16 protein-coding genes are annotated in these 17,674 nt (G+C 47.1%); 12 read left to right on the forward strand and 4 right to left on the reverse strand.

What is annotated here, in order from left to right:
• Positions 1–50: 50 nt before the first annotated feature.
• Positions 51–1,439: an SGNH/GDSL hydrolase family protein gene (locus tag HMPREF0663_RS02215; RefSeq protein ID WP_004368481.1), complete on the forward strand. Its 1,389-nt coding sequence runs from the start codon at positions 51–53 to the stop codon at positions 1,437–1,439.
• Complete coding sequence (locus tag HMPREF0663_RS02220; RefSeq protein ID WP_004368482.1) at positions 1,436–2,911, forward strand: MBOAT family O-acyltransferase; 1,476 nt, start codon at positions 1,436–1,438, stop codon at positions 2,909–2,911. Before HMPREF0663_RS02215 ends, HMPREF0663_RS02220 begins: the two co-directional genes overlap by 4 nt.
• A 138-nt stretch (positions 2,912–3,049) precedes the next feature.
• Here the strand turns inward: HMPREF0663_RS02220 and rpsO are convergent, their stop codons facing one another.
• Complete coding sequence (rpsO, locus tag HMPREF0663_RS02225; RefSeq protein ID WP_004368483.1) at positions 3,050–3,319, reverse strand: 30S ribosomal protein S15; 270 nt, start codon at positions 3,317–3,319, stop codon at positions 3,050–3,052.
• A gap of 140 nt (positions 3,320–3,459) precedes the next feature.
• Here rpsO and typA point away from each other — a divergent pair, with 140 nt between their 5' ends.
• The 10 genes from typA to HMPREF0663_RS02275 all read left to right on the forward strand — a co-directional run bounded on the left by typA (position 3,460) and on the right by HMPREF0663_RS02275 (position 15,141).
• Positions 3,460–5,262: a translational GTPase TypA gene (gene typA, locus HMPREF0663_RS02230; protein ID WP_004368484.1), complete on the forward strand. Its 1,803-nt coding sequence runs from the start codon at positions 3,460–3,462 to the stop codon at positions 5,260–5,262.
• 52 nt (positions 5,263–5,314) lie between these two features.
• A complete protein-coding gene (locus HMPREF0663_RS02235; RefSeq protein ID WP_231375179.1) occupies positions 5,315–6,109 on the forward strand; it encodes a DNA-methyltransferase in 795 nt (264 codons plus the stop codon).
• The gene (locus HMPREF0663_RS02240; protein WP_004368486.1) at positions 6,081–6,908 is read left to right on the forward strand and encodes an MvaI/BcnI family restriction endonuclease; all 828 of its coding nucleotides are present in this window, start codon (positions 6,081–6,083) and stop codon (positions 6,906–6,908) included. The genes HMPREF0663_RS02235 and HMPREF0663_RS02240 overlap by 29 nt, the downstream gene beginning before the upstream one ends.
• Positions 6,909–7,437: 529 nt before the next feature.
• Positions 7,438–9,498: a TonB-dependent receptor gene (locus tag HMPREF0663_RS02245; RefSeq protein ID WP_004368487.1), complete on the forward strand. Its 2,061-nt coding sequence runs from the start codon at positions 7,438–7,440 to the stop codon at positions 9,496–9,498.
• A 5-nt stretch (positions 9,499–9,503) separates the two neighbouring features.
• Entirely contained in the window at positions 9,504–10,739 is a 1,236-nt protein-coding gene (locus HMPREF0663_RS02250; RefSeq protein WP_004368488.1) for an MFS transporter, read from the forward strand.
• Positions 10,732–12,096, forward strand: a complete 1,365-nt coding sequence (hemN, locus tag HMPREF0663_RS02255; protein ID WP_004368489.1) for an oxygen-independent coproporphyrinogen III oxidase — start codon at positions 10,732–10,734, stop codon at positions 12,094–12,096. The genes HMPREF0663_RS02250 and hemN overlap by 8 nt, the downstream gene beginning before the upstream one ends.
• A gap of 5 nt (positions 12,097–12,101) precedes the next feature.
• The gene (gene hemG, locus HMPREF0663_RS02260) at positions 12,102–13,481 is read left to right on the forward strand and encodes a protoporphyrinogen oxidase (RefSeq protein WP_004368490.1); all 1,380 of its coding nucleotides are present in this window, start codon (positions 12,102–12,104) and stop codon (positions 13,479–13,481) included.
• 81 nt (positions 13,482–13,562) lie between these two features.
• Positions 13,563–14,039: a GFO_1088 family ECF-type sigma factor gene (locus HMPREF0663_RS02265; RefSeq protein ID WP_004368491.1), complete on the forward strand. Its 477-nt coding sequence runs from the start codon at positions 13,563–13,565 to the stop codon at positions 14,037–14,039.
• Positions 14,039–14,506, forward strand: a complete 468-nt coding sequence (locus HMPREF0663_RS02270) for a PG0215 family putative anti-sigma factor (protein WP_143150398.1) — start codon at positions 14,039–14,041, stop codon at positions 14,504–14,506. Before HMPREF0663_RS02265 ends, HMPREF0663_RS02270 begins: the two co-directional genes overlap by 1 nt.
• On the forward strand, positions 14,503–15,141 hold the full coding sequence (locus HMPREF0663_RS02275; RefSeq protein WP_004368493.1) for a DUF5024 domain-containing protein: 639 nt from the start codon (positions 14,503–14,505) through the stop codon (positions 15,139–15,141). The genes HMPREF0663_RS02270 and HMPREF0663_RS02275 overlap by 4 nt, the downstream gene beginning before the upstream one ends.
• Before the next feature lie 193 nt (positions 15,142–15,334).
• On the opposite strand, the gene HMPREF0663_RS02280 is transcribed toward HMPREF0663_RS02275, so the two are convergent.
• The 3 genes from HMPREF0663_RS02280 to HMPREF0663_RS02290 are packed head-to-tail and all read right to left on the reverse strand — an operon-like array spanning position 15,335 to position 17,674.
• Positions 15,335–15,799 (reverse strand): hypothetical protein, encoded by a 465-nt coding sequence (locus HMPREF0663_RS02280; protein WP_004368494.1) that lies wholly within the window; start codon positions 15,797–15,799, stop codon positions 15,335–15,337.
• 7 nt (positions 15,800–15,806) lie between these two features.
• On the reverse strand, positions 15,807–17,093 hold the full coding sequence (locus HMPREF0663_RS02285) for an outer membrane beta-barrel protein (RefSeq protein WP_004368495.1): 1,287 nt from the start codon (positions 17,091–17,093) through the stop codon (positions 15,807–15,809).
• On the reverse strand, positions 17,090–17,674 hold the full coding sequence (locus HMPREF0663_RS02290; protein WP_004368496.1) for an RNA polymerase sigma factor: 585 nt from the start codon (positions 17,672–17,674) through the stop codon (positions 17,090–17,092). Before HMPREF0663_RS02290 ends, HMPREF0663_RS02285 begins: the two co-directional genes overlap by 4 nt.

The raw sequence follows: 17,674 nt of genomic DNA on the forward strand, positions 1-17,674 counted from the left end.
TGCGCCCGATTACGGTTGTGAGATATGGCTTTAAAATGTGATATAATTAAATGAATCAGCCCGCAAAGACGTTTTCTTTAATCGGCATTGTCGTATTTTTGTTGTTGATGATGCACCAGTTGCCCACGCTGTCGGTCGAAGGTACCGAGCTTAGGCATGTCAACATTTTGAGCTTGTTGTTGCCCGAACCCGAAGAAAAGGAGACCGATGTCGTTCCTATTCCTAAGGCTCCCAAACCGTTGATGGCGGTAACGACGGCGGGAAAGCATGTACGTTTCGTTGAAAAATGGGACAAAGGTGTGACACCTATCGTAGACTATTCGGGCGGAAAGGCCGGAGGTATGAGCCATTTCTATGCCATGCTCGACAGCGTGAAGCAGCTTAAACGGCCGGTACGTATTGCCTATTACGGCGATTCGTATATCGAAGGCGACATTCTTACGGCAGATCTGCGAGAGATGTTTCAAGAGAAATTCGGCGGTAATGGCGTGGGATGGGTAGATTGCGGCACACCGATAATCGGTTCGCGTCGCTCTATACAGCAGAAATACAGCGGTATTACCGAGTATGCAGTGGTAAAGAAACCTTTCGACAACAGCCGTCAAAGTCTGGCAGAACGCTATTATGTACCCACAGAGGGGGCACATGTGTTTACTAAAGCGTCGCGCTTCTATCCTCATTCCAAGAGTTGGACTTCGTCAAAGCTCTTTTTTCGAACTTTATCTTCATTGTCTATCGAAGCTATTCCCTCATCCGGCACGCCTATATCGCGTGTCTATGGCGGTTCTACAGATGTTCAAATGTTCGAAACCGTGGGAAATATGAGCTCTGTCGATTACAGATTTACAGATGTAGGGGCAGGAACAACGCTTTTCGGTATAGCTCTCGAGTCGGCTACGGGTGTGATATTAGATAATTTCAGTATGCGCGGATCGTCGGGAACCTCGCTGGCCAAGATACCCATGAGTACGCTGCACGATTTCCGTAATATGCGCCCATACGACCTGATCATACTGCATTTCGGGCTCAACGTGGCCATAAAAGGCAATCCCATCTCGGTATTGCGGGGCTATACCAATAAAATGAAGAAAGCGGTACAGCACTTTAGAGAGGCTTTTCCTACGGCAAGTATCATGATAGTGAGCGTTCCGGATCGCGATCAGCGTTCGGATAATGGTATTAAGACGCTGCGCGAGGTAAAGAACCTTGTAGCTCTGCAAGAACAATTGGCTGCCGATACGCATGTTGCCTTTTATAACTTTTTCCAAGCAATGGGCGGCGAAGAAAGCGTAAAGCAGCTTGTTGATCGCAATATGGCCAATAAAGATTATACTCATTTGAGCTTCGGAGGCGGGAAAGCGATAGCTAAAAAGGTGTTTCCCTCGTTTGTTACGGGGCTTAAGAACTACAAACGTCGTAAAAATATAGAGCAACAATGATAGAAAGACTGATATCCGTACTCTCGTACAACCCGAAAGAGCCGATGATATTTTCGAGCGGTACCTTTCTTATATTGTTTCTTTTCTTCACGTTTTTCTACATGTTGCTGCAAAAGAAGCTCACTCCACGGCTGTTGTTTGTTACGGCTTTCTCTTATTATTTCTATTACAAGAGCAGCGGTATGTACTTTGTGTTGCTGGCAATCGTAACGTGCAGCGATTATATTATAGCCGGTTTTATATATCGCAAACGCGAAAATCGAATACTCGGGCAATGGCTTGTTGCGCTTAGTCTGCTGATCGATCTCGGCTTGCTCGGCTATTTTAAGTACACAAACTTCTTTGCAGGCATGATATCCCAAATGATCGGCAGCAATTTCCAGCCGTGGGATATCTTCTTACCGGTAGGTATAAGTTTCTTTACCTTTCAGAGTCTCAGCTATACTATCGATGTGTACCGCGGTTCGTTGAAACCTCTGCCATCGATACTCGACTATGCTTTCTATGTTTCTTTCTTTCCCCAACTGGTTGCAGGGCCTATTGTAAGGGCGGCAGACTTCGCTCCACAGATACGAAAGCCCATTGTTATCACGAACGACATGTTCGCGCACGGGGTGTATTTCATTGTGATAGGACTGTTCAAGAAGGCGGTTATCAGCGATTATATCAGTCTGAACTTCGTAGATCGCATATTTGATAACCCTACACTTTATAGCGGTGTAGAAAATCTGCTGGGCATCTACGGCTACGCTTTGCAGATTTATTGCGATTTCAGCGGCTATAGCGATATGGCTATCGGCATAGCCTTGCTGCTGGGTTTCCACTTCCCGTTGAACTTCAATGCGCCCTACAACAGTTCGAGCATTACCGACTTTTGGCGACGTTGGCACATTTCGTTGTCGACATGGATACGCGATTATATCTATATATCGCTGGGCGGCAACCGTAGGGGGAAGGTACGCCAGTATTTCAATCTGTTTGTAACCATGCTTCTTGGCGGACTTTGGCATGGTGCGAGTCTCAACTTCGTGGCTTGGGGCGGCATGCACGGCCTTGCATTGGTGGCGCATAAATTTTTCAGAACAGATGTGTTGCACCGAGATCGGCATTATCGGAGCCATGGATGGCGGCGTTTTGTGGCTGTCGTGCTTACTTTCCATTTCGTATGTTTTACGTGGATATTTTTCCGAAGCTCTACGTTTGCTGTTGGATGGAGTATGCTCTGTAGGGTGTTTACGGCTTTCCATCCCGAACTCTTCGTACAGATATTGGCGGGATATAAATATGTATTTGCTCTTATGCTCTTCGGATATGTAAGTCATTACTTGCCCGATAGATGGCAAGAAGATATTATCGGTGCACTCAAACGCTGCAATGTAGTGGTATATGCTCTGCTGATAGTAGCCGTAATCTATATTGTCATCCAGATTAAAAGCAGCACCATCCAGCCGTTCATCTACTTCCAGTTCTGAAAAAACGGTATCTCTGACGTCGGTAGAATGCCTGTCTGACCGGCTTGGGATGTATGTGTAGCAAAATCATAGGGTATATATAACAAAAAAGGCGAGCCGTAACGACTCACCTTTTTACATGCCTTAAACAAAGTAGTACTACTTGCGAAGCCCGAGAGCTTTTATGATTGCACGATATCTCTCTACGTCGCGATCGTACAAGTAGTCAAGTAATGCCCGACGTTTTCCTACCAGCATTGTCAATGCCCGGGCGGTAGTATGATCTTTACGGTGCGTTTTAAGGTGCTCCGTCAGGTGGGAAATACGGTATGAAAACAATGCTATCTGGCTCTCTGCAGAACCGGTATCAGAGTTAGACTTTCCGTATTGTCCAAAGATCTCTTCTTTCTTTGTCTTGTCTAAATACATAGAACGTTACTTAAAATTAGTGTTATTAATTTGCAAAATGCGGATGCAAAGGTACAACTTTTTATTGAAACGGCAAATGTTTACGATATTTATTTGTAACTTTGCACGCAATTTCATAAGGTATTTATAGGTAAAAACAAATGCAGGACATCAGAAACATTGCCATTATTGCACACGTTGATCACGGTAAAACTACTTTAGTCGACAAGATGATGCTCGCCGGAAAGCTCTTCCGCGAAGGACAGGATAACAGCGCACAGGTATTAGACTCCAACGATTTGGAGCGCGAACGAGGCATAACCATTCTTTCCAAGAACGTTTCTATTAATTGGAAAGGCTCGAAGATCAATATTATAGACACGCCGGGGCACTCTGATTTCGGCGGTGAAGTGGAGCGTGTGCTCAATATGGCCGACGGTTGTATCCTCTTAGTGGATGCTTTCGAGGGCCCAATGCCGCAAACTCGCTTCGTTTTACAGAAAGCCTTACAGATAGGATTGAAGCCTATTGTGGTGGTAAACAAGGTGGATAAGCCGAATTGCCGGCCCGAAGAAGTCTACGAAATGGTCTTCGACTTGATGTTCTCGCTCAATGCAACGGAAGAACAGCTCGACTTTCCCGTTGTTTATGGTAGTGCCAAAAACGGATGGATGGCAGAAGATTGGAAAAAACCTACCGACAATATCGATTATCTTCTCGATAAAATCATCGAAATAATCCCTGCTCCAAAGCAGATAGAGGGCAGTCCGCAAATGCTCATCACCTCGCTCGACTACTCTAATTATACGGGTAGAATTGCGGTAGGTCGCGTTCACCGAGGCACATTGCGTGATGGTATGAACGTTACGATATGCCACCGTGACGGCTCACAGGAGAAAACGAGAATTAAAGAACTGCACACTTTCGAAGGTATGGGCCATGTGAAAACCGATCATGTGGACTCCGGGGACATTTGTGCGGTAATAGGACTCGATAAATTCGAGATAGGTGATACCATTTGCGATTACGAAAATCCCGAACCGTTGCCTCCTATAGCAATCGATGAGCCTACGATGAGCATGCTTTTCACTATTAACGATAGTCCTTTCTTCGGTAAGGAAGGTAAATTCTGCACAAGCCGTCATATCAACGAACGCTTGCAAAAAGAACTCGAAAAGAACCTTGCATTGCGTGTGCGCGCCTTCGACGACAGCACCGATAAGTGGATAGTAAGCGGCCGAGGTGTACTTCATCTCTCGGTGCTTATCGAGACCATGCGTCGCGAAGGCTATGAACTTCAGGTAGGTCAGCCGCAGGTAATCTACAAAGAGATAGACGGTGTGCGCTGCGAACCTATCGAAGAGCTCACCATCAACGTGCCCGAAGAGTTCTCAAGCAAGATGATCGACATGGTTACACGCCGCAAAGGCGAGATGACTTCTATGGAAAGTCAGGGCGAACGTGTGAACATCGAGTTCGATATACCCTCGCGCGGCATCATCGGTTTGCGTACAAATGTGCTCACAGCCTCGCAGGGCGAAGCTATCATGGCACATCGTTTCAAAGAGTATCAGCCGTTCAAAGGCGAGATAACCCGCCGCACCAACGGTTCTATGATTGCTTTGGAAACGGGCACTGCATACGCTTATTCGATCGATAAACTGCAGGATCGCGGTAAATTCTTTATCGATCCGGGCGAAGAAGTGTATGCCGGACAGGTGGTAGGAGAGCATGTTCACGACAACGACCTCGTGATCAACGTAACCAAGGCCAAGCAGCTAACCAACGTGCGGGCATCGGGTTCCGACGAAAAAGCCCGCGTTATTCCCAAAACTGTGATGAGTCTTGAAGAATGTCTCGAATACATTAAGGGCGATGAATACGTAGAAGTAACGCCGAAGAACATGCGTATGCGTAAGATCATCCTCGACCATTTGGAGCGCAAGCGTGCCGGCAAAGAGTAAATGTAAGATAATGTTAGAGGAATATCTTAATAAAATTATCAATGCTAATTGTATGGAAGTTCTGAAAAAACTTCCCAACAACAGCATTGATCTTGTTGTAACATCTCCGCCATATAATCTGAAGAACTCAACAGGAAATGGGATGAAAGACGGGCGCGGAGGTAAATGGTCCAATGCAGCTCTTATAAAGGGATACGATAGCTATGATGACTGTATGCCGAATGATGAGTATGCAAAGTGGCAACACGAAGTATTATTGGAACTTGTTCGTGTTATCAAAGACGACGGAGCCATATTTTATAACCATAAATGGCGCGTACAGAACGGACTTATGCAGGATCGTCACGATATCGTTTATGATGTTCCGCTTCGCCAAATTATTATTTGGAAGCGTAAAGGAGGTATCAATTTTAATGCCGGTTATTTTCTTCCAACATACGAAGTTATCTATTTTATCGCTAAAAAAGACTTTAAATTAGCTCCTCATAGCAATAATTATGGTGATGTATGGGAGATTATGCAAGAACAACGCAACGATCATCCGGCTCCGTTTCCTGTAGAACTTATCGATCGTATCATATCTTCAACTACCTCACAAATAATTTTAGATCCATTTATGGGATCGGGAACTACCGCTGTTGTTGCTGCTGGTTTAGGGCGGGATTTTATCGGTATAGAAAAATCACCAAAATATTGTGAGGTTGCTATGCAACGGCTTGAGAGGAATAAAATTAATTCGGAAGTTGCAAAATTCCATCAGCCTACCTTTTTTACAAAACCATTGGCCAAGAAATATAAACCTTCTAAAAGCATGAAAAATGAACAAAGTATTGAAATCGATTTCTAAAGAAGAACTAATTAACAGGTTTAATGAAATATATACTCAAGGCTGGATATTAAATCGACGCGGAAATAATGATGGAGCTGTAGGGAATGTTTTAGAGGATTTGCTTGGCATACCAGAAAACAATTTACCTATTCCAAATGCAGCCGAATGGGAATTGAAGGCACAGAGAGCGAATACTTCATCATTGCTGACGTTATTTCACATGGAACCATCACCGCGTGCATTCAAAGTTGTTCCGAATATCTTGTTACAAAAATATGGCTGGCCTTCTGCTGAGGCAGGTAAAAAATATCCTATTGATGAGAAATCTTTTAGAGCAACACTTAACGCTAAGAATTTTATTGATCGCGGTTTCAAAGTGAATGTAAATGATGAACAAAAAAGGGTTGAAATTGTTTTCGACAGCACTAAAACAGCAGAACGGCACAATGAATGGATACGAACAGTAAAGAAACGTGTAGGGCATACCGATAATTTCGATATCGTTCCTTATTGGGGATTTGATGATTTATTTCATAAAGCCGGTATAAAATTAATGAATTGCTTTTATGTTCGTGCAGACGAAAAAAGAGAGTACGAAGGTCGTAAGCGCAAAAGTTACTTTCTCTATAATTATGTATTAAAACTTTCGCAATTCAATCAAAGTAAATTTATAGATGCCATTCGTCAGGGCAAAATATATATTGATTTTGATGCCCGTACGGGCCATAACCACGGTACAAAGTTTCGCATGCATTATAACGATATACCTTTGTTATATAAAAACGCAGAAGTTATCATTGATAAAACATCCTTGTAAGCAAGAGCATCCTCGAACATTTAGAGCGCAAGCATGCCGACAAGGAGCAAAATTATTATGAATAAATATATTTAGTTGTTTTCTTATGCTGTTTTTCATGTCGGCTCATCATGGCATAAGTATATTTTTGAGTACCAGTAAGTTATGATGTGATAGCAACTGAAAGCATGGCAGAAGAGTTGCTGTCAGCGTATTTACAGAAGTTCTAAAACATCCGTAACCCATTAAAAGACGGTCTTTATGTTGTAAGGAGACCATCTCTTTACGCTAAGAACCACGGAGGTTGACCGTGCGAAGTACGGAGGTTGACACGATGAACCACGGAGGTTGACGCTAAGAACCACGGAGGTTGACATTGTGAAGTACGGAGGTTTACCATTAGGAGGTGGCATTTTATTCCGGTATGTTTTCCATATACCGCCGACGGATGCGTGGAACGGTTGAAATATCCTCATAATATAGGATTTCATAAATCGACGAATTATTGTATTTTTGTGCCCGAACAATAACGAATAAGATTTAAAGTAAAATGCTTTGTACTATTTTGCTGTTGGCTTCGTGCGCACTCGATGGAGGCGCCGGAACGGCAGATACCGCCGCTATCAGGACTATGGGACTCGACGAGGTGACCGTTGTAGAGTTCAAACAGAACAGGCGCAACCTTGCTCCGTCGTCTGTTTCGACGGCCGATGCACGCTTTCTGAATAATCAAGAGATAACGAGTTTGAAAGAACTTACGGCCGTTATGCCCAATTTCTTTATACCCGATTACGGCTCAAGACAGAACACTCCCGTTTATATACGTGGCATCGGAGCCAAGACAAAGGGCCCTGCAGTGGGCTTCTATGTAGATGGCGTGCCTCATTTTGAGAATTCTGCCTTCGATATAGATATGTTCGATGTGGAGTCGGTGGCCGTTTTACGCGGTCCGCAGGGTACGCTTTACGGGCGTAATGCCATCGGCGGTATCATCAACGTGCACACGTTGTCGCCGTTGTATCACCAAGGTACGCGTCTTAAAGCGGGTTACGGCAGCAGGAACGATGTAGTTGCACAGTTCTCGCATTATATGAAATTCTCCGACAGATTGGGATTTTCCGCCGCCGGAGGGTATCATCATAACGACGGTTTCTTTCGTAATCTGTTCACAGGCAATAAGGCCGACGATATGAACGACGGCTTCGGGCGGCTCAACTTCGTGTGGGCACCGTCTGCACAGTGGACGCTCCGCCTTAACAGCATGCTCGACTATTCCGAACAAGGCGGCTATCCGTATGGAGCGTATAGCCGTACCACGGGCACCACATCGCCTGTTAATTATAATAGGTATAGCTCTTATCGCCGCCTGATCTCCACTTCGGGCTTCAATGCGCGGTACGAAGGGCAGTCGTTCGGCTTCAATAGTCGAACTTCCTACCAGTTCATTAAAGATCATCAGGCCATCGATCAAGACTTCACCCCTAAGGATTTGTATTTTGTCATCAACGAATTGCGGCAGAATATGGTAAGTCAAGAGTTCACATTCAAGTCGAATCATACCAGACGTTACCAATGGATATTCGGCATATTCGGCATGCTTCAGAACGTTAACAACACCCTTGAAACGCAATATATCGCCAAGGATCAAGCGTTTCCTACGCATTATCGCATACCCGTTTATGCCTTTGCGCTCTATCATCAGTCGTCTTATAACATTTGGCGCGGCCTTTCGATAACGGCAGGGCTGCGTTTCGATTACGAATATGCCAATCACCGTTATCTTCGGCGCAGCTATCAACTAAGCACAAACGGCAATTGGATGGATGTTAAAAGTAACGAGAGCTCCCTTCATTTCAGGCAACTAACGCCGAAATTCGGCCTTCAATACCTTACAGAAGTGCGAAATCTCTATTACATATCGGTTACCCGCGGCTATAAGGCAGGCGGTTTCAACCAGTCGTTCCGAACAGACGACGAACGTACATACTCGCCCGAATACAACTGGAACTACGAAGTAGGGGCGAAACTCAACCTTCTGCGAGGCACGCTGACGGCAGAAACGGCGCTTTTTTATATAGACTGGCGCCATCAGCAGGTTAACCAAACCGTGCCGGGGATAGGGAATGTGTTGCATAACGCAGGGCATTCCAGCAGTAAAGGGTTCGAATTGTCGCTCATGGCACGCCCTCTGTCGGGTTTAGAACTCCATTTAAGCTACGGATATACCTATTCTAAGTTCATTGAATATCGAAAGAGCGCAACCGTAGATTATTCCGGAAACAGGTTGCCGATGGTTCCGCGCAACACGTTGGCACTGAACGTGGCTTATACATGGCGGCCTGCTCGCGGTATCGTCGACAAATGGGTGCTCGGTACAGGCCTTACGGGCGTGGGAAAGATATATTGGGCCGAAGACAATGCCGTGGCACAAGACTTTTATACGTTGCTCAATGCCAAGATAAGTGCAACGAGCGGCAATTTTACATGGGAGGTGTGGGGCAAAAATCTTACCGATACGAAGTATAATACCTACAGCTTTAAGGCGTCTGCCGACTATGCCCAGCTGGGCCGACCGGCACATTTCGGAACGTCTGTAGTAGTAAATTTCTGATACGGATGAACGGTCTTTCGAAAATATCTGTACGCTCTAATGGCGGCGAAGTGCTTACTTTGGGCACTTTCTTTTGTTTGTATGTGGCACAGTCGGTACCTTCGAGCTTCTTATCTACCGCTTTACAGGTGCTCATGCGCGAGAATAACTTCTCTTTATCTACCATCGGACTGTTACAGATGGTAAAACTACCGTGGATATTGAAGTTTCTATGGGCGCCGCTGATAGACCGCAATTGCGTTACCGTGGCCCATTACAAGCGTTGCATCATCTCTTCGGAACTGGCTTATGCCGTTATTCTGCTTGTTATGGGCATGTTTCATATTGCCACCGATATCTATCTGATCATCGCATTGGTAATACTTTCGCTTGTTGCTTCGGGCACACAAGACATCGCAACCGATGCTCTGGCGGTATTATCTTTTACGAAACGCGATAAAAGCATGGTAAACAGCATGCAGTCTATGGGTGGTTTCGGCGGCACGCTTCTTGGTAGCGGTGTTCTTCTTATAGTGCTCCACCGTTACGGTTGGAGCGTTGTGTTGCCCTGTCTGTGTATTTTCGTGCTGCTTGCTCTTATTCCCTTGCTGTTCAACAAGCGGCTTACGATTGCGGAAAAAACTGCAACCGAACGTGCCAGAGCGGCCGATTTCTTGTGGTTCTTTGCCCGAAGAAGCATCTGGCGGCAGGTAGGTTTCCTCCTTATATATTATGCCGGCCTTATCGGAATACTATCGATGCTGCGCCCGTATCTTGTAGATAACGGCTATACAATGAGAGATATCGGAATTATGAGTGGTATCTTGGGCACTTGCATGGCATGTGTATCGTCTTTAGGAGCGGGGTTTATCGTGCGTAGAATAGGCATCTATCGGGCGCGTATCTTATTTGCCGTGCTAACGCTTTGCACTACGGTGTTCTTTCTTGCCCAGTCTTTCCTGCCCGTAAATACCGTTTTGCTCTGCTTGGGTATCGTTCTGTTGTGGGGAAGCTATGGGTTTGCCTCTGTTGTGGTCTATGTTTCGTCGATGAATTGCGTACGTTCGGGGCGCGAAGGAACAGATTTTACCGTGCAAATAGTGCTCACCCATACCAGCGGAATGCTGATGGCAGCAGTCGCCGGAGCACTGTCCGACCGTATCGGCTACCACGGATTGTTTGCGGCAGAGGTAGCCATAGCAGCACTGTCTTTGGTCTATGTACTTGCTATGTTCAAGAAAACGGAGGCGAAAAATGAATAAAGAACTGATCGAGAAATACAACATACCTGTGCCGAGATATACCAGTTATCCGCCGGCCAACTACTTCTACGACCTTTCTGCTGCCGATTATCTTGCCGCAGTAGACGCATCTAACGCAGCTGCAAACAATCTGGTGTCGTTTTACCTCCACATCCCGTTCTGTTCAGACCTGTGCCATTATTGCGGTTGTAATTCATATTCCATGGGTAAAGATGGCATGTTGGAGCGATATGTGGCAGCTCTGCACAAAGAGATAGATATTATTGCCGCCCATATACGGCCGGATAGGAGCATTTCACAGATACACTATGGCGGCGGAAGTCCCACTGCGTTGCCCATACATTATATACATGAGCTGAACGACCACATGCTCTCGCTGCTTCCGGTAATCGATCGGCCGGAAATAGCCATAGAGTGTCATCCGGGTTATCTTACCGCCTATGACTGGCAGAAGCTCATCGAGTGTGGTTTTACACGCTATAGTCTGGGCATACAAGACTTTGACGAGCGCGTTCTGAAGGCTGTTAACCGGCGTCCGTCGTTACTTCCGATTGAGGAAATTCTCCATCTGTTGCGCTCATCCGGTGCAACTGTCAACCTTGATTTCCTGTTCGGATTACCATATCAAACGCCTCTGAGTTTCCAACATGCCATAGAAATGGGTGCCGAATTGCAACCTGAGCGCCTTGTAACGTTCAGTTACGGGCACGTGCCATGGGTTCATAAGCGGCAACTTATATTAGAGAAGTACGGTCTTCCTACAGGCCAGACTAAACAGGAGATGTATCAGCGGGCGGTAGAAGTGCTCTACGGGGCAGGTTATCGCAGTATCGGACTCGATCACTTCGTACTTCCCGACGACGAATTGAGTATAGCTCTCGATACTAAGTGCCTGCATCGTAACTTTCAGGGCTACTGCACACAGCGCACAACGGGCCAAGTATATGCCTTTGGGGTAACGGGTATCAGTCAATTGGGTTCTGCCTATGCGCAAAACGGTAGGGATATACCGGCTTATATCGATGAAATTGAGAGCGGCAGACTGAATGTCTGTCGCGGATATATCCTCAACCGTCGCCAACAGATCGTGCGTGAAGTTATCGAAGCCATGATGTGTAACTATTATATTTCGTGGAGCGAAATAGCCCGAAGGCTGTCGCTGACGCCGAAAGAGGTAAAAGCTGCCGTGAATTACGATGAGGAACATCTGCGCAGGATGGCCACCGATGGCATTATAGATTATACGCCTGACGCTATTAGTATGACTTCCGAAGGCTCTCCTTTTGTAAGAAATGTGGTGGCAATACTCGATCCGTTGATGTTGAACACTACAAAGAAATTTTCTAAACCTATTTGAAAACGATGGAGAAACAATCTTTCAGAGAACGTGAAGCCGTGGTGATCGGGGCCGGAATCACCGGTCTGACTGCTGCATTCTATGCTCGTAAGAAGGGTAGGGATGTAGAAGTGCTCGAACGCGAAGACCGTATAGGTGGCCAAATTGGTACTTATCATGAAGACGGATATACTTTCGAGAGCGGTCCGAATACGGGTGTAGTGTCGTATCCCGAGGTGGCCGAACTCTTTGCAGACATGGGGGAAGCCTGTCGGTTGGAGCTTGCACGCGGCTCGTCCAAGCGTCGTCTTATCTGGAAAGGTACGCAATTCCACGCTTTGCCTGCCGGTCTAACGGCTGCATTTCGCACTCCGTTATTCACATGGCATGATAAAATCCGCATTATAGGAGAGCCCTTTCGCAAGAAGGGCGTCGATCCGAATGAGACGGTAGGTGAGCTTACCGTTCGCAGATTGGGATATTCGTATCTTAGGTATGCCGTAGATCCGTTCTTGTCTGGCGTTTATGCGGGCGATCCCATGCGACTTGTCACCCGTTATGCGTTGCCCAAACTGTACAATCTAGAACAAACATACGGCAGTTTCATACGGGGTGCCGTAGCTAAGGCTAAGGAACAGAAGAGCAATCGCGACCGTTTGGCTACGAAAAAGGTGTTCTCTGCGCATGGCGGAATGGGCAATTTGGTGAATGCTTTGGGCGATGCGATAGGCGCAGACCGTATAACGATCGGCGCCAGAGATATCGTTCTCGTGCCCGACAGCGGTCGTTGGCGGGTGGAATATACCGATGCCGGCGGCAACGCATGCTGCATACGTTGCGCCAAGGTGGTAACTACGTGCGGGGCATACAGCCTTCCGGCGCTGCTGCCTTTTGTGGATAAGGAGCGTATGAAGGCTGTGAACAATCTTTACTATGCCCCCATCGTGCAGGTGGGGGTGGGTGTTGCCGATACTGCAGGCGTCGGTTACAACGCTTTCGGCGGACTTGTACCCTCGTGCGAACGGCAGAATGTGCTCGGCATTCTTTATCCCTCGGCCTGCTTCGAGGGCCGTGCACCCGAGCGGGGTGCCGTGTTTTCGTTCTTTATGGGCGGTGTTCGTCGCCCCGATTTCGTAGATAAAAGCGACGAAGAATTGCTGACCATCGTCGATGATGCCCTGCACCGTATGCTCAAGTTGCCCGATATGGTGAAAGCAGATACCGTGCGTATTTTCCGTCATCGCCGTGCCATCCCGCAATATGAGGGCAATACAGGCGAGCGATATGCCGCTATCGACAGTATCGAACGGCAATACGGCGGACTTAGGATTGCCGGAAACATCCGCGGAGGCATAGGAATGGCAGACCGTATCAGGCAGGCTGTGGCCGTTGCCGCAAAGCTCTGAAACGATTGGCGGGCCATAAAAAACATGTTTTTTCTTTCATTTAAATGTCACACAGTTGCTTTCTGAGTGTATTATATGTAGATGATGGAGCAAAAAGACTTCGAGATATTCGTCTTACAGACGCGGCTTAAGCTGCTCAGGTCGGCCGAAATCCTGCTGAAGGATGCCGATGATGCAGAAGATGCGGTGCAGGACACGGTATTTAAACTGTGGGCCATGCGTAATCGGCTGGACGAATATCGGTCGGTAGAGGCTCTGTCGATGGTGGTGCTGCGCCGTATCTGTCTGAACCGTTTGCGCCGTGCAAATTTCGATTTGCCGCCGACTGTTCCCGATACGGAGCCCTCTGCAGAACAACGGCTCATAGGAAGAGAGGAGACAGAGCGTGTGGAAAAGCTCATTGCATTGCTGCCCGACAAGCAGCAGACCGTATTGAGAATGAAACATGCAGACGGACTTGAAACCGCTACAATAGCCCAACTCACGGGCATTAGCGAAGAGGCAGTGAGGCAAAATCTATCGCGTGCCCGCCGCAGGATATTAAAATATTTCGAATGATGGAAAAAGAGAATATAGACAGAATGAGGTTCTTGGTGGAACGTTTTATGGATGGAGCCACCACGAATGGCGAAGAACAAGAGTTGTATGAGCTTTTCAGAAGCGACGGCGTGCCTGCCGACCTGCGCAAGTTGCGCCCCATGTTTGCATGGTATGCCGGCGGCATGCAGGCTCCGTTGCCCGTCCGCCGCCCGTTGAGGCGCCGCCTGTTTACGGTAATTGGCGTTGCAGCGGCGGTATTGCTGCTTTTCGGAGCCGGCTTAAGTATAAGGCGGCACATGGAGAACGAACGGATGTACGAGATATATGCCGGCAGTTACGTTATTAGAGGCGGCAAAAAGATTACCGATCTGCGGAAGATAATGCCCGAACTGCAACGGAATGCCGACCGTGCGGAGCGCATCTGCAGCGAATTGAGCAATGGCACGTATGCTGTAAACAATGAAACCAATATTCCAACGATATGAAAAAACTGTTATTGATCCTCTTTGCTGCGGCCCTTGCCATGCCCATGTCGGCGCAGCAGCGCATAGGAAAAATAGTGAAAGAGCTCGAAAGCAAGGGTATTGAGGGTTCTTTGGTAATGAAACGGAACCGGCAGACGAAGAAGGTGTATATGCGTTCGCAGAGCTTTATATTTATCAGTAAAGAGAACAACTATGCCAACATGCTCGTAAAAGCCTTTAAAGACGAAAGCGAAAATGCCGACGAGTGTTACCTTAACCAGTCGGCTCAAACGCTGATGGGAGAGTTAGGTAAAGGCTTTACAATGGGCAATATGCGTAAATACACCTTGGTTTTTTCTGAAGGAGATGTACAAACAACGTATATACTCAAGGTAGAAACTAAAGACGTGCCCAACAAATACGTTATTTTGCAGATTATTACACGTTACAAATCGGTGCCGGCCGACGAGCTTTCTCTTGATTTCAGTCCGGGCAGTATGAACGATGGAACGGAGATAGACCTAAGTTCTATCGGCGATATGTTGGCCGATATCGACCTTTCCGGTTGGAACTATGGCAAGAATATGCACATGGAAGATGTGAAAAAAAGTATAGAAAACCTGAAAAAACAACAGCAGAAGCGGCTGAAACGGTAAGTTCCGAAATCTCTCTCTTTAATTGATAACGAAACAACCCCATCGCGGTTGCGCTTACAGAGGTAAATGGTAAGGGCGCAACATGCGGCGGGGTTGTGCATTATAGGTACTGTATGTGGGAGGTAGGCCGTATGCCTGTCGGGCGTAGAAGTATGCCGTAACGGCGACAGACGATACGTCTGTACGCCTCGTGTTATTGCTTAACGAGCTTTACGTGCGCCCTTTCGTATTTTTTGTCGACCACGATAAGGAGCATAGGTTGCATAGACGACGTCATTTCTTCGCCCACCCGCTCGTGATAGATAAACGTAAGCGTGTCGCCATTTGCCGAAAGGTCTAACGGTGTGAGCTCGGTATTGCGGTTGGTGATGGGCGAAACAACTGCGATAACGAACTGGTGTTTGAAGTTTACCTGTGTGGGGATGCCGTCTTCGCCCATGTGTGCGGCCATGCCGAACATACGGCCGAATTCTTTCAGCGTAGTGATCTTCGGGTTGGTGGGCAGCGGTTCGTCGTTAATGAAAAAATAGTTTTGGGCTACTGTGTAGGGAACCTTGGGCACCGGTGCGGTGGATTTTTTCATCGTGTTGCATGCAAATACGAGAAACAGCAGGCACGCTGCACCCGCTGTCATCATGATTGTTCTAATCTTATTCATATCTTTTTTATTTAATATTTAGTCTAATTCCGATATTCAGGTTGAAGTTGAGAGGCTTATCTTGATAGATTGTAGCCACGCTGCTTTTATTGTCGAAGTAATAACTAAGGCCCGGTTCGGCGAAGATACTGAACCGTTTATCGACCTTGAACTCGGCACCTATCGCCCCCGTAGCAGAAAACTGTAGGCGATTCATGCTTATATCTTCGTCGGTAATGGCCGATACTTTGTCGTCTACAATGGTGTTGGTAGTGGCTTTTCCCTTAACCATTTTCTCCACAGTGCCCCCTCCCGATGCATACAGGTTGAACCAGCGATTGCTCCATAGGCGGTAATTCACATTGACAGGTATGCCCATGTACGAGAGTTTCTGTTTGGTTTTGTAGGCGTAGGCCTCGGATTTTCGAGAGATATCCGAGGCAAGATAGGTGTACGAAACGCCTCCTTCGATGCTCCATCTGTCGTTTATATTATATCTCAATGACAATCCGAAGCGCACAGGTTGGCGGTGATGCACCTCTGTATGGATATCATTCTCGCGGTTCATAACGGCATAAGTGCCTTTACCATCCATATCTTTGCCGTGCATACCGATGGGATCGGCTGCTGCAAGCATTGGTACGTTGTTGGCAGAATGGTTCTGCGCTGTTGCTACATTCGATACGAAAGCGCTTGCCATAAGTCGGTTGTCGGCGGTTGTCGACGGGGTGTACTCCGGCATAGGTACGGGGTAAGAAGGATATTGTTGCCGTTGAGGCCGGTTATGCTGCTGCTCTTTCTTCTCTGTTTCCTGTTTATGTGGAGCGGGAACGATGGTTACAGACTTCTCAGATGGGGAGTCTTGCACAGTTGCATCTGTGCTTTGTGTGGTATTGTTTGCCAGATGTGGTATTTCTGTAGCGGCGGTCTGTGTTGCCGATGTTACTGTAGTGTTGCCTGTAGGGGCGTGTCTTGCGGGCGATGCTGTGCCTGCAGAACCGGTCGATGATGCGAGTGTAGGCGTGATGGGGGCGGCAGTCGGCGTTGCAGGAGAGACGGTTTGCCCCCTGTTCAGGGAAGCTGTGTTCGAGGTGTGCGGCTTGTCTGCATGTCGATAATAGAGGATGAAGCCGCTCCCGCAGATGAATATAATCATGGCAGCTGCGGCAATACGTCGCCATACAAGCGGTATCTGCGTGGCAGACCTCTTGCTTTTAGCAACGGCTTTCTCAACTTCTGCCCACGACACCTCGGGCGCCGGTTGGCGATAACCGGCGAGCTTTTGCTGCATTTCTTTTCTCCATTGTTCTTTCATCGTGCCTTTTGTTTTGAGGTGTTGTATTGTTCTATTTTCTTTGCAAGCAGGTTCTTCGCCCGATGCAGCTGCGATGCCGAGCTGTCTTTCTTAATGCCTAATGTAGCTGCAATCTCTTGATGGCTCTTGTTTTCGAATACATAAAGGTTGAAAACCGTGCGGTATCCTGTGGGCAGTTCTGTAATAAAGCGGTGTATAACGTCGGGAGGAATGTCGCTGATCGGCGGATCTTCTTCGTCTTCCCTGTATTTCTCGCTGTCGGGAACATCCCATTCTAATGTGACGAACTCACCGTGTTTCTGCTCTTTCAGGAACTTTAAAGACTGGTTTACGGCGATCTTCGTGGCCCATGCCTGCAGGGAACCGGCACCACGATACTCGAATTCACCCACATGAGTAATGATATTGACCAGACAGTCTTGCAGAACATCTTTCAGAGAGTCGCCGTTTCCCACGTATCGGGCACATATTCCGGTGAGATAGTCGGCATAAAGAGCATAGAAATCGTGCATCGCCGTGCTGTTTCCATGGCGAAGTTGTTTTACCAATTTCTTCTCTTTGTCTCCGATAAAGAAGTTCAC

Source organism: Hoylesella oralis ATCC 33269 (assembly GCF_000185145.2).
Lineage (GTDB): Bacteria > Bacteroidota > Bacteroidia > Bacteroidales > Bacteroidaceae > Prevotella > Prevotella phocaeensis.